This is a genomic window from Elusimicrobiota bacterium, assembly GCA_028718185.1.
Lineage (GTDB): Bacteria > Elusimicrobiota > UBA8919 > UBA8919 > UBA8919 > JAQUMH01.
The window spans coordinates 644,195-657,738 of record JAQUMH010000001.1; the positions used below are offsets into that span (position 1 = coordinate 644,195).

Genomic DNA, 13,544 nt, shown 5'->3' on the forward strand with positions numbered 1-13,544 from the left:
ATTAGTTTATTCGCTCCATTCACCCACAATGAAAGGTGTGTAAATTCTTTTTTTCGCTCCGCCCTAATTATCATATTTCTTCCTTATGTACATTTTTCCGGGTAACTCAGAAATAAATCCGCCTATAATAAGCTCTAAAAGAACCGAAGAAAGTTTTTCAAACGGTATTTTTGTATTCTCGGCTATTAAATCGATATAAACCGGTTCAAAACTTATCGATTCAAAAACCAACTTAGCATCTTCACTTAAATTTTTATTTTGCTTTACCAACTTTAAATTTTTATTAGTCCTTTCAACAAAATTTTTCAAGATGTTGATTTCGCTTATAATATCATCAATCGTTTCAACAAGTTTCGCCCCTTGTTTTATCAGTTGATGGGTACCTTTTGAATATTTCGAAAAAATACTCCCGGGTACAGCAAAAACCTCCCTACCTTGTTCAATAGCATATTTTGCTGTTATTAAAGCACCGCTTTTTTCATCCGCTTCAACAACTATAACACCTAAAGAAAGACCGCTTATTAAACGGTTTCTACGGGGAAAATTTTGCCTGTCAGGTTTAGTATGCATACTAAATTCAGAAATCACAGCACCATTTTCAGCAATACGGTCTTCAAGTTTTCTATTTTCCGGCGGATAACAATTCGATAAACCATTCCCCAAAACAGCGATTGTTCTTCCTTTTTCTTCAACTGCTATCGTATGTGCTACAGTATCAATTCCCCTTGCCAGACCGCTTATCACTGTAATTCCTGCATTAACAAGTTCCCGCGCAAGATATTCACAAACAGACTTCCCGTAAGTTGTAATTTTTCTGGTTCCCACAACAGCAACTGAAACGACATCGCATTCCTTTACTTGACCTTTAACATAAAGAACAGGAGGATAATCGTAAATCGTCTTTAATACCTGCGGATACTCATCCATACCTGATGTAATAATATTTACATTATTAAAGGCCGCTTCTTCAATTTCTTTCCGAACATCTATTTTTTTTCGCTCAGCAACAATTACATTTGCAGTTTTTTCATTAATATCTTCAACCTGCAATAAATCACTTACAGACGACAATAGAACCTTTTCGATATTACCAAAGTAATCTAAAAGTTTCTTAAATTTAACAGGACCAATAACTGAAATTTGATTCAATATAAGCCAAGATTCTAACTCGGTAGGCATAGCAGGTCATTATATAACAAATGGAAAAAAAGTCAAGTTTCTCTATTCAAACAATTATTTTTATTAATAATTTTAATCTTTATAAAGGCCGGCGGGCACCCATAAATCTACTCTTGAAGTACATTTCATTAAGAGAACTAATAGTAACCTTTTGTGCACCGTAAGAGGCATGTATAAACTCATCATTACCAATATATAGTCCGACATGACTGATTCTTGACCCGTATGTATTCTTTTTAAAAAACACAAGATCTCCCGGCATCAACTCATCTAACTTTATTTTTTTACCGATTTTGAATTGTAAACGGGAAGTTCTTGGTAAAATAGTACCTAATGATTCATAAATCGTCTGTACAAAATAGGAACAGTCAATACCTTTTTCGGGATCCATACCGCCATATTTATATCTAACACCCAAAAAATCAAACGCAAAGTTAACTAATTCAGCAACTACTTCTTCTGAAATATCCACATCTTCTTCAGCAAGAACGGTTTTATTTTCATTAAACTCATCTACTAAGTTTGCAGATATATTCTCTTCTGAAAGCAACTTTGAAACGGCAAATTCTGCTTTTTCTTTTTCCTTATATGGACCGACTATTACTTTGTAATTATTATTGAAATTAAGCGTTGCGCTGTAGTTATGACTTGCAAGATAAACCAATAAATTCTTTGCAGACTCCTTATCTCTAAAAACCCCCGCTTGAATATAATATTCAGAGTAAAGAAAATTAAAAAATAAGAAGTAAGAAATAATAAACAAGAAAGTCTTTTTCATAATTGAATTTAATAATTTAACAGCATTTCATATTTTGTCTTTACTCTATATATATCAGGATAGTCCGGATATTCCTCCAATATCTTTTTGTACATATCTCTTGCCTGTCCAAATCTTTTAGTATCTTCGTAAATTATACCTATTAAATATAACGAGTCAACTTTATATTTAGATTTAGGATATTTTTCCACCAAATGGTTAAAACAAAATTCTGCTTTTTCATATTTAGATGCCGTTTGGTAAATATTCCCTAAATAAAACTGAGCCGTAGGCGCCCAATTTTCACCGGAGTTATCATCAATAAATTTTTGTAATTTTCCGGTTTTAACAAAATCGGTCGCCCAGTAAATAATTCCTATAACTATAAGAACAAAAAGTACGAACTTTCTCATTCTTTACAATTCCAAACTAATTTATTTACTTCTATTTTTTAACTGCCTCATCTTCTCATTCTACATAATTTTAGACAGTGTTATAATTATAAAGTATTTTTAGTGTTTTGTCAATAGTTTTTTAATTGTGGTAAAGAAAAAATGATATTATTGAGATGCCAGTTAGAAGTAGATATTCTTAATCATTTGAACTTATAGTTAATGGAAAATATGTGAGTGTCGCTAAGCGGATCAAACGGCAGATATGCATAATCAACTGTTATTAAATCAAAAACTATTCCAATCCCAAGCGTAATCCTTGAAGATGTCTCAAAAGACGAATCAAACTTATAACCACCCCTTAAATTTAGGATATCATAAATTAGTATTTCAGTACCGATATCAGCATAGGGTTTAGAGTCCCTCATTAATACAAAATCTGATGACATTAACAGGATTTTGCCGAGCGGGCGGTATGAAATCCCGGCAACGAATTTAGTAGGAAGGTTCTCTTTGACATCAATATATTTATGCCTTTTTAATTCTATATTCTGAATATTTAATCCGGCAGTAAATATTTTGTATGAATTTATTTTCTTTTCATATATAGTACCTATATCAATTGCCAGAGCAACAGATTTTTTATCATCAATTTTGCTTTCAATATACTTAGAACTTAACCCAAATGAAATGTTTTTATTTAACAAATATGAAATACCTATAACTGAAGATAAATCATGAGAACTGAACTCCTCTATTTGTGAAGTTTGAGTTTCCATTCCTTTAATCCCGCTTATGCCAAGATATTCGATACCAAATCCAAGTGAAAATCTGTTTCTTAACGGCATAATACAAGACACATTCTCAAATTTCATATCTTCAAGCCACTCGCTATGCGATAATGATACTTTCGTTTCATTCGTAAATCCCAAACCTGCAATATTATAAAAAACTGCTGTTGAATCATCCGATACCGATGTAAAAGCTCCTGCCATTGCCGATGCTCTCGCTCCTTTTGGTATCAGAAGAAATTCTGAGGAAGTTTTACCTGCAGCAGAAAGACCGCTATCCACAAGCAAGAAGCAAGAAGCAAGAAGCAAGATAGTTAATAACCTGTTGATATATAAACATCCCGGTATATGATAATTTATATTTTTCATCTTATTACCGCCAATTTGCCTTTTGTTTTGCCTCTGCCGTTTTTATCTTCAATATAATAGATATAAACACCCGAAGCAACGGATGGACACCAATTGTAAGTTCCGTCTGTTACTGCTTCAAATTCTTCGGCAAGACGCCCGGCAACAGTATAGATTCTAATATTTACATTTTCCGTAAGCCCATCAAATGTAACATGTGTGTGCCCCCTAGACGGTCTATACGGATTAGGATAAACAACAACGCTGTTTAAATTTAATTTTGTAACTTTTGCAAAAACACCAAATTTCGTAAAGTGGTTCACTTTTGCCGAAATAGTCTTGGATAATTTTGATGATAGTAAAACTTTTTTATTATTTTTATTATCTGAATTATTCGGGTTGTTTGTTCCGCCGTTTTTTGAATTATCCCTGCCGTCACCTTGCCCCGGATTAGTCCCGTCGCCAAGACCTGAACGGTTATCTACATTTTTCCATTCTTTCGCTTTTTCATCCAAATAACAAATAGTAAGATCTTCTGTTTTTACATCTGTTCCGTCAACAACACCATTATTGTCATCATCGGGAAACGGTAATGAGATTGTTATTTCTTCATCAAACTGCGATTGCCCATCCGTAAAACTAAATTCCCTGAAAACACCAACCGGTTCTATTGAACTATTCACTGCGGGAACCGGAACTTCAGTGGTTGCTAATTCCTTTATTTCCAATATACTTCCGTCTTCAACTACCCCTACCGGAACAATTGCACTGGTGCCATCAGCTATAATTACTTCTGTCTCAGCAGGTTCAGCGGTCGTAACAGACGTAACAGGCTCAGTAGGAACAACAGGAGTAACAGGTTCAGTAGGTGTAGTGATTTTTTCTTGTTTTATATGCTGATCATTTGGATTTACCGATGGATTTCCGTCTTCTGAAATATCCCAATTGGAATCATCCACGTAAACAGTAATTTCAACCGGATTTTCTTCCGGCAAATTTAAAAGGTCATATGCAATTGTACGAAGCCTGTATTCACCATTTTTTAATCCGGAAAGATTCCAATATACGGCAAAAGGCGGCTTTTTATCAATCATGTCTATTTTTGTCCATTCCTCACCGCTATCTTTATACTGGAATAAAACGCCTGTTGTATTAGCTGTGGCGTCAGCAATAACAGTAACCGCATTACCTTTTAAACGCTTACCATCTTTCGGTATTCTTATGCTTGCACTTGCTTCACTTTTTTTATTGATATTTACAGTGACATAATTTATATTTTGTTCTTCAGTACCTTCAATATCAACTACCCTTACTGCAAACTTATAAAGTCCTTCATCCAGCGATTGCGAAATCCATGATGATGCATCCGGCTCTGTTAGTTCTGCAACAGGGTTAGAATAATCAATAGTTCCATGTCCCTTATCCCAGTAAATATGATATTTTGCATAATACGACTTCTCGTAGTAACCCTCATTTTTATAGTAAATATTGTACAGATCCGTCATAGATGCTAATGAGGGTTCCCATTCTATTTTCGCTTTGCATTCTACCGTGGGATATCCTTTTAGATTTCTCACCTCTTCAGGATAAATATTAATTACTGAAAAAATTGCATATGTTCCTGTCCTGTCAACGAAAGTACTGCAATAATTTTGTGATATATTTGTAACTGTTTCAAAACCTCCAATCCATTTATGTTCAACTTCGTCATATCTCAGTATAACAAGTGTCGTCTCTTTTATACTTGTACCGTCAAGATAACCATCGTTGTCTAAATCTGCATATTGTATCACAATAGGAAGTTTTTGTGATATTATTGTATCACTGATTGTTTTAGTTACTCCACTACTTATAGGCTCCTCTGAAATAATTGTTCTTGGTTCAGAAACGCATATCATATTTGCCGGTTTTTCCAAAAGAATTTTTCCTGTTGTTGCAGCATCGGGTTGTGAAATAGAAATGTCTAAATTTGAAACCGCAATTTCTGGCGGTATTTTTAATATGGTTAAATATCTTTTTAAATGACTTATTTTTTCTTCTTCAAATAGTGCAGATTCCTCTTCTCCAGACAATAAAGGTCCTGATGTTTTTATCAGAATCCGTGAAGCAGGAATATCTTTAATGTTAACATCGCTGTTTTCAATTTCACTTGTAATCGGAACAATTGCAAATTTATATTCACCTACCGAATTGAGTTCCGGAGTCGTAATATTTTTATTTTCAGAATCAATAATACCGATCGGAGACGAATAGTCGATTGCGCCAGTTCCCCTATCGTAGTAAACTCTGTAAAATACTTTATCTAAACCGGCAAAATTAGTAATACCTATTAAATAATTATTGTTCTGTACTGCATTTACAGAAATATTGTCTAATTCAGGTAATGGAATTTCCTTTATTGATATTGTCTTAATGTCTGTTGTAGTTCTATTGCCGGATGAATCAATTGCTTCTACGTAATACGTTAAAGAAGATGAATTGTTATATTCTGCGGGAATAACTCCTGACCACAAATCACCGTTAATATTTATCATCTGCCAGGAATTTATGCCACTATGAAGAACAACAGAAGAAATTTTAGAATTATCATTAATATCAGCAACAACAGGTATGGAAAAGTATCTAAACTGACCATCCGCAACGGGTTGAAGTATTATAGAAGGGGCAATTATATCCGAGACAACATTAAAAGCATATTTTGATACTAAATTAAGTTTCTCTACCTGAGCTGTTATAACATAATGCCCTATGGAAAATGTTTTATTAATTTTTTCCGTGTAAGTTGTTTTACCCGGCTTTAAAGTACGCGGTGTTTCTGATAAAATAAATGTTTTATCGTCAGAATAACGATATAGATTGTCAATTGTAAAATCAAATATTTTTGTTGAAGGGAAATCTAAAACTTGGGTTGAAGCTGAAGTGTTTTCAAGTACAATTTCAACATCTACCGGCTCGCCATATAGATATGTTGTTTTTAATGTTTTGGCTGAAAATTCAATTGCTGAAATAACAGAAAATGTTATGCCGGAACCTACTTCGCCTTCAATACCTGCAAAATCAACTGCCTGAGAAACTACATTATAGAAATGAGCCACTTTCCATATAGAAACCAGCATAGAAAATGAATTTGCATCTTCGGTTCTAACCCAAATCTCGCTGGTATTCCAACCTTGTCCATCCCAGTATGTATTATCTGTTATATCTTTAAGGCAAACTCTTGTAAAAGCAACACCGGACGCAGAATCGTTTGACTGACCATAAATCTTTGGTATATCTGAATAAACTTGTTTGTTTCCCGGAAATGAAATACCTGAATATGGCGGGCGCAAATCTATTATATAGGTTATACCATTATCGGGTGTTTCAATATTGCCCGAATTATCAGTTGCACGTGATTTTATATTATAGGTGAGGTTTTCTGAAAAGTAGGTTGAAAATTTATATGTCCATGAAGATGTTCCCTGACATACAAGCCAGATAGGATTTTCCCCGACCCAGCATTTTCCATCCCAGTATGTTTTTGAATCGACCTGCTCAATTGCAATTTCCACTTTTTTTGTATCATAAGAGGCTGTCCCGTTTATCGGTATGTATTGGATACTATAGGCAGATTTATAAGGACTAAGAATTGTAGAAACAGCATAAATTTTTTGCGTACTAAATCCAAAAATTAAAAAACACAGGAAAACAAATTTTAAGAATGTTTCTTTATATTCTTCCGGATCCAGGTCACTTTCACTTTTTATATTTATTAAACGTAAAAACCAATCTAAAACCGACACTCTATTGCCATTAAGTTTTATAGCAATAGGATATTGGTTCAAACCGGTCTTTGCCTGTTTATTATAGTTCGGTAGTTCAGCCATCTTGATTCAGTCCCTTTTATAAGGACCGCCTCTTAGATTCTGTAACTTTGCGCCCCCCCAGGAGAAACCGTTCTTATGTTCTAATGTTCTCACGTTCTCATGCTCTTTAGATTCTTAAGCACTCAAGAACTTACGAACATTAGAACTATCTCTGAGAGTTTGCCTTTTTCGACTTAACAGTCAATAAATAAAAAACCGAATTACCTTATAATTGTCACATGCAAATGCAAAATTTGCAAATAAAATATGACAATTAGCTCGGCAACTCGGCAGACCTTAAAAATCTGGATTTGACTGTTTAATTACAGTTAAACACGATAAAACGGCAGCCAGACAAACCTTAAAGGTTCCGTAGCTTTGCGCCTGCCGATTGTAACACCGGCATTTGCCTTTTTCGTTACTTCCTTCACCATAATTATAAAGTATTTTTAGGCATTTGTCAAGTACTTTTTTGACGTTATCGTCGGTATTTTGGACTAATAATTCAGCTGATAATTTACACATTTTTATCTTAAAAGGGTCATTACAAAAGCGGAAACAACGGGAATAAGTAAATTGTCTTTGACTGGCAGGATTTCAATAATTGTCGCGGCAACTGAACCTAATATTATTTGCAAAAAAGTTATTTGACTAAAATATTTAAATAAAAATCCGGTAACCAGGCAGGCTAATAAATTAGCAGCTGATCCTTCCCAACTTTTCTTCCTGCAAATCTTATGACGGCCGCATCTTTCACCTACCAGGGCAGCAAAACCGTCGCCAAAAGTAAGAAAAAAAATGGCGAGGAGTGCATATTTCTTTTCAAAAAAATATATTGTAAAAAAAATACCGGAAAGCGAATAAACAAGGGTAGATGTGTTATTTATCTCTTCTGCTCTACAAATATCTCCAAACATTTCTAGATATTTTTGGTTAAGTTTTTCATTTTTTTGCCGCATTAACTCAAAAATTACTACAAGTATTATTAAAATACCCAGAATTATAAGCACTTTATATCTTGAAAATAAAAAAATATAAAAAATCGGTACCAACAATATACACCAATGCGATAATTTTCTTTTAAATTCGGGACTCATAATAAAACCAATCAATTTCCTAATATTATCTTATAATCTTCTCTGTGTATTTGCGAATTTCCCTCAACATTCATTTTTCTGCCTATTTTATCCTCAATCTTTTTTACATACTCTTCATCGAATATTTCTGCAATATCCGGATGTACTATAAGGCGAACTGGCTGTTCTCCGCCGCGAGTAACAAGTTTTATTATTTCCTTTTTTATCTTTATAGCCATTGTTTCTCTTGACAAAACCTTACCGCTGCCCTCACAATAAGGGCAAGTCTCAGATAAAAAATTAACAATACTTTCCATTTTTCTCTGCCTTGTCATTTCAATAAGCCCTAATTTTGTAACAGGTAAAACTTCCGTTTTTGCCTTGTCTTTTTTCACAAGTTCGGTTAAAAGTCTGAATACTTTTTTCCTGTCACTTGAATGTTTCATATCAATTAAATCAAGAACAATTATCCCGCCAATATTTCTTAAACGCAATTGGGCGGCAATCTCATAAATGGCCTCAATATTTGTCTTTAAAACTATCTCATGTATAGAACCTGCTTTGGTAAACTTACCGCTATTAACATCAATGGCGCACAATGTTTCAGCTTCCTGTATTATTATATACCCGCCGGACGGAAGCTTAATTTTTTGTTTCTGAATATTTTTAATCTGCTGTTCAACATTATTCATATCAAAAATCGGTGTCTTACCTTTATATAAGTGAATTTTATCCTTAAATCTTGGAGATACCATCTCGACAAAATTAAGAGTATCTTCATATTCATCCTTCGAGTCAATGAAAAATGCGCTAACTTCATCATTAAGATAATCTCTCACTGTTTTGAAAACTAATCCTAAATCTCTATGTAAAAGCGAAATACCGGGTGCTGATTCATATTTCCTGTTAATTGTTTCCCACAATCTTACCAGGTATTTTATCTCGCGCTTAAAAACATCTTTTTCTTTGCCCACGCCTTCGCTTCTTACGATTAAACCGCCGGTCGCCGGTTTTATTTCTTCTATTATTGACTTGAGACGGAACCTTTCTTTATCATCACTAATGTTTTTTGAGATACCCACATTGAAAGAACTGGGCATATAGACCAGATAATGACCGGGAAGAGAAATCTGCTGGGTTAGTTTACAACCTTTAGTACCAAGCGCGCCTTTAGTAACCTGAACGAGTATATTTTTTACTTTTGGCAGTTCTGATTTACTAATCGTCAATTCTGAAAATGGAAGATATCCATTTTTTGAAACACCTATATTAACAAAAGATGCCTGGATGCCGTCAAGCACCGATACAACTTTACTCCTGTAAATATTGCCAACAAGATTTTCCTCACCTAATCGCTCAATAAACAAATCTGTAAGATGTCCATCCTCTACTATTGCAACTCTTATTTCATCTTCGGTACAATTTGCCAAAATTTCTTTCATTATATTACCTCACTGAGATTGTTAAAAAAAAACAACAATCTCTGATTACACCGATTAAAACCCAACGGCAGTATCTGTGTAATCAAAACCGTTGAGTATTTTCTCAACGGTCTATTTACTGTTTTATCAGTCTTCCATCTTCTGTTTCATAAAAAAGCTCGTCTCTGTTTATAATCAAAGCTGACCTTTCACTATCATTTAAATTAAATATCTTTTGAATAATCATATCCGGTTTAACAGTCTTCCTTGGTCCAAACCTGACCAACATTTCTATTTTACCGTCAATATTTTTTATATCAATTACAAGCGGTCTGACATCAATTTCTCTTTTATTTTTATCTGTCAGCCGTTCTACTAAAAGTTCCTTCAACTCAAAAAAATCTTTTATTCTTACCGGTATCATATTTTCAGATGTAGTTAACCATTTAACAGAATATTTAGCTACATTCATTGATAACTCCATAGACTTTGCTGCAACGGGAACAGACGTAACAGCTAAAATTCCAAGAGAAGAAGGCATGCTCAATAAAAGAGATTTCTTGACTTCTTCAGGAATTACCCTGCTAACCATCTCCATATCAAAAATTTCACATGTAGAAGTGTAACCGACAGAAAGCGGGGGACCGAATGCAATTTTTAACTGCGGGCTAAATCCCTCAGAAAAACAAACGGGCAAATTTGCCCGTCTAACACCCTGTCTTATTGCAGACACAACTTCAAGATGAGAAAGGAATCTTAATGGGTCCTGTTTAGCATATTTAACTCTTATTTTAATTATTGTTTTCAAACAGTCCTTGCCCTGCTGACAATATTTGACTTAAGATATTCAAAATTAAGCGGTTTTAATATACAGTCAACTGCCCCTTCCCTGAAAGCAGCTATAACTTTTTCAGCATCTTTGAACGCAGTTATCATCATAACCGGCAGTTCGCTGTCAACTTTATGTATTTTCTTCAGCAATTCAATTCCATCTATATCAGGTAAATTAACATCCAAAAGAACAAGTGAAAATGTTTCCTTAAGGATTGTGCTAATTACTGTCCCGCCTTTTTCATGCAAAGAAACAGTATAACCCTCAGTTTCCAGGAAAACTTTTAACAGTTCTCTTACTTCCGGATCATCATCAACAACAAGAATCTTCACTTATCCCTCCCTTTGTCATGAATTATATATTAAAAAAATTATTTTGTTATAGGTTTGGCTTCCGTTGCTATGGCAAGCCGTTTTACGCCTATTGTCTTAGCCATATCTAAAATTTCAACAACATTTCCATGATATGCCATTGTATCTGCTTTCATTATGACAAGAAGATTTGGATCATTAAGCAATCTGTTTTTAAGTGCATTCTCAAGATTATTTTTACTCACTTCAATGTCGTTAAGATAAATCTTATCATCTTTTGTAAGTACTATTGTAAGCCCCGCACTAGAAACATCTTGTATAGTTTGTGTTTTAGGAAGCTTAACAGAAATCCCTGCCTGCATTATTAAAGGTGTAGTAACCATAAATATTATCAACAATACAAGCACTACATCAGTAAACGGTGTAATATTTATTTCCGACATTATCTTTTTTGAATTATTGCTTGACATTCCCATTTTATGCTCCTACGCCCCTACTATCCAACTATCCCACTATCGCACAATTCAAAGACTCTACGACCCTACGACTCTATGACGCTTTTACTTGTATATTATTGGGCTTAAAATTTCCAGCGCGTAATTTTCAATTTCAACCATAATATGATTTATGCTTTTTGAAAAATAATTATATAGTAAAACGGAAGGTATCGCAACCAAAAGCCCTGCCGCTGTTGCAACAAGCGCTTCGGCAATTCCTGCTGAAACAATTGACGGATTTCCAACACCATATTTACCTAAATCGTGAAATGCCCGCATAATTCCAATAACAGTTCCCAAAAGCCCTATAAAGGGCGTAATTGCACCTATTGTTCCGACAGCTGAAAGGTATTTTTCAAGAGATAATGTCTTTTGGGATATTTTTCTTAATACTGCTTCTTTAATAGCAATACCATTTTTATTTTTTAAACCTTCAATTAATACTTCACCCAACAACGTTTTATTTTTCTGGGAAATTTCCTTTGCTGTATTTATATCCCCGCTTTCAACTGCAGCTTTAATATTATCCATCTCTTTCTGAGATAATGATTTTATTCTGGAAATAGCTATAAATTTATCAATTACAATTGCAACAGAAACTATCGAGCACAAGATTAATACAACAATTGTATATCCACCCTTAGTTACAAGTTGAAAAAAATCCAATGATTCGAACATTACAACCTCCTGTTTTTTGTTTATTACAAAACAAAAATATTAATTCTGCACTTTTATTTTGCTGATATTTTCCATAAAAGTATGGTGTCGAAAATACTCCACGCAAGCGATAAGAAAAATATTACATCTAACAATATAAAAAAGTTTGTTGATAAAAAATCCCTGGCGTTGTCATATGAATCTTCTATTCTTGTAATTTTTATTTCAACCCACTTATATAGTTCATCTGTGTTAAATATTTTATTAATATTGGTATAAAGCGTCTTCAAGTGCCAGTCATTTTCGATTTCAGGAAAACTTGTGTGAATACTTGATACGATTTCAAGCTTATCCCTGTTAAAATCAAGGGAATCTTTGCTAAAATGGTTATATTGGGTGAATGTCTTTAATATTTTCCATCCGGATGGAATATCAGTAAGATGTTTTTGCGCCTCATCCAATTCTGTCTCTAAAATATAATCGTATGACTTCAAAACCCACCATTGCACTAAAACCAATTTTATTATATCTTTAATAGTATCGGACTCCTGTGATGATATAAATGCTCCGAATCTTTTAATTAATATTATTTCATCTTCATAATAACCATAATTTGCAAGCGGCTCCTGCCTTATTACAAATTCCGATAGTTTTTCATAATTGGTTTCCGAGGATACTATTCCATAAAGTGTCTTTAAGTTTTTTGTAATAAAAGAATCTGCTGACACAGAAAGCTTATCCATTGTAAAAATCGGAAATATTTCCACATCCTTAAATTTACTGTCATATTTATGTGTCGCAAATTGCTGCGCTTTCATTATAATATCATCTGCAATTTTCCTACAGTAGGTGGTAATATCAGTATCATTTATTTTTATTTGGGAAGATAAATTTGCTATTTGAGTACACGCCTGTATATTCTTATCAATTTTAAAAGATATAGCAATTAACCCGCAGCCAAACCTGTAAATACGGGATTCCACATCAATTTCTTCATAACGATCATCAAAAAAATTTAAAGAAGAGATTTTTTCAGAATGCAAAGTCTTATAGAAAGAATTCGTCCCTTCTTTCTTAAAATCCAAATCTAAACCCATATCAAACGGAAATAAAAGTGTACAAATCATAAAAAAATAGTTTTAGGGTTATAGGGTTGTAGAGTTATAGGGTTATAGGATTATAAGGTCTACGACTCTACAAACCCCACGAACTCTATAAACTCTACGAACTCTATAAACTTTTCTTTCTATATTAAATCTTCTGCGCCTACTGTTTTCTTTTTGCCTTCTGCTTTTACTTTTTCAAGCGATGCTTTTATGATGCCTTCTACCTTCGCTGACAATGCTTCAATGTAATCCTTGCCAGTTCTCAAGCCTGCTTCTTTACCCATCTTCTTTATCTTTGATACAACAACAAGAGTCTCAGCCATTTTTTTTCA

At 33.8% G+C, this 13,544-nt stretch carries 13 protein-coding genes and 1 riboswitch; all 13 genes read right to left on the reverse strand.

Annotated features, from left to right (window positions below; genetic code table 11):
* Nucleotides 1-63 precede the first annotated feature (63 nt).
* Nucleotides 64-1,179 (reverse strand): DNA-processing protein DprA, encoded by a 1,116-nt coding sequence (dprA, locus tag PHE88_03210; protein ID MDD5686827.1) that lies wholly within the window; start codon nucleotides 1,177-1,179, stop codon nucleotides 64-66.
* A 79-nt stretch (nucleotides 1,180-1,258) separates the two neighbouring features.
* A complete protein-coding gene (locus PHE88_03215) occupies nucleotides 1,259-1,957 on the reverse strand; it encodes an NlpC/P60 family protein (protein MDD5686828.1) in 699 nt (232 codons plus the stop codon).
* Between the two features lie 8 nt (nucleotides 1,958-1,965).
* A complete protein-coding gene (locus PHE88_03220) occupies nucleotides 1,966-2,349 on the reverse strand; it encodes a tetratricopeptide repeat protein (protein MDD5686829.1) in 384 nt (127 codons plus the stop codon).
* Nucleotides 2,350-2,531: 182 nt separating this feature from the next.
* A complete protein-coding gene (locus tag PHE88_03225; GenBank protein ID MDD5686830.1) occupies nucleotides 2,532-3,488 on the reverse strand; it encodes a PorV/PorQ family protein in 957 nt (318 codons plus the stop codon).
* Nucleotides 3,485-7,333, reverse strand: a complete 3,849-nt coding sequence (locus PHE88_03230; GenBank protein ID MDD5686831.1) for a BsuPI-related putative proteinase inhibitor — start codon at nucleotides 7,331-7,333, stop codon at nucleotides 3,485-3,487. The genes PHE88_03225 and PHE88_03230 overlap by 4 nt, the downstream gene beginning before the upstream one ends.
* A 257-nt stretch (nucleotides 7,334-7,590) precedes the next feature.
* Nucleotides 7,591-7,733: riboswitch (cyclic di-GMP riboswitch) on the reverse strand.
* A gap of 106 nt (nucleotides 7,734-7,839) precedes the next feature.
* Nucleotides 7,840-8,409 carry an SEC59/DGK1/VTE5 family protein gene (locus PHE88_03235; GenBank protein MDD5686832.1) on the reverse strand — a complete coding sequence of 190 codons (570 nt, stop codon included), beginning with the start codon at nucleotides 8,407-8,409 and terminating at the stop codon, nucleotides 7,840-7,842.
* A gap of 11 nt (nucleotides 8,410-8,420) precedes the next feature.
* Nucleotides 8,421-9,830, reverse strand: coding sequence for an Rne/Rng family ribonuclease (locus PHE88_03240; GenBank protein ID MDD5686833.1), 1,410 nt, complete (start codon nucleotides 9,828-9,830; stop codon nucleotides 8,421-8,423).
* Nucleotides 9,831-9,945: 115 nt separating this feature from the next.
* Nucleotides 9,946-10,617 carry a TIGR03936 family radical SAM-associated protein gene (locus PHE88_03245; protein ID MDD5686834.1) on the reverse strand — a complete coding sequence of 224 codons (672 nt, stop codon included), beginning with the start codon at nucleotides 10,615-10,617 and terminating at the stop codon, nucleotides 9,946-9,948.
* A complete protein-coding gene (locus PHE88_03250) occupies nucleotides 10,614-10,973 on the reverse strand; it encodes a response regulator (protein MDD5686835.1) in 360 nt (119 codons plus the stop codon). The genes PHE88_03245 and PHE88_03250 overlap by 4 nt, the downstream gene beginning before the upstream one ends.
* Before the next feature lie 38 nt (nucleotides 10,974-11,011).
* Nucleotides 11,012-11,428 (reverse strand): biopolymer transporter ExbD, encoded by a 417-nt coding sequence (locus PHE88_03255; GenBank protein ID MDD5686836.1) that lies wholly within the window; start codon nucleotides 11,426-11,428, stop codon nucleotides 11,012-11,014.
* Between the two features lie 84 nt (nucleotides 11,429-11,512).
* Nucleotides 11,513-12,127 (reverse strand): MotA/TolQ/ExbB proton channel family protein, encoded by a 615-nt coding sequence (locus tag PHE88_03260; GenBank protein ID MDD5686837.1) that lies wholly within the window; start codon nucleotides 12,125-12,127, stop codon nucleotides 11,513-11,515.
* Between the two features lie 53 nt (nucleotides 12,128-12,180).
* Complete coding sequence (locus PHE88_03265; GenBank protein ID MDD5686838.1) at nucleotides 12,181-13,233, reverse strand: hypothetical protein; 1,053 nt, start codon at nucleotides 13,231-13,233, stop codon at nucleotides 12,181-12,183.
* A gap of 119 nt (nucleotides 13,234-13,352) precedes the next feature.
* Nucleotides 13,353-13,535, reverse strand: coding sequence for a hypothetical protein (locus tag PHE88_03270; GenBank protein ID MDD5686839.1), 183 nt, complete (start codon nucleotides 13,533-13,535; stop codon nucleotides 13,353-13,355).
* Nucleotides 13,536-13,544 lie beyond the last annotated feature (9 nt).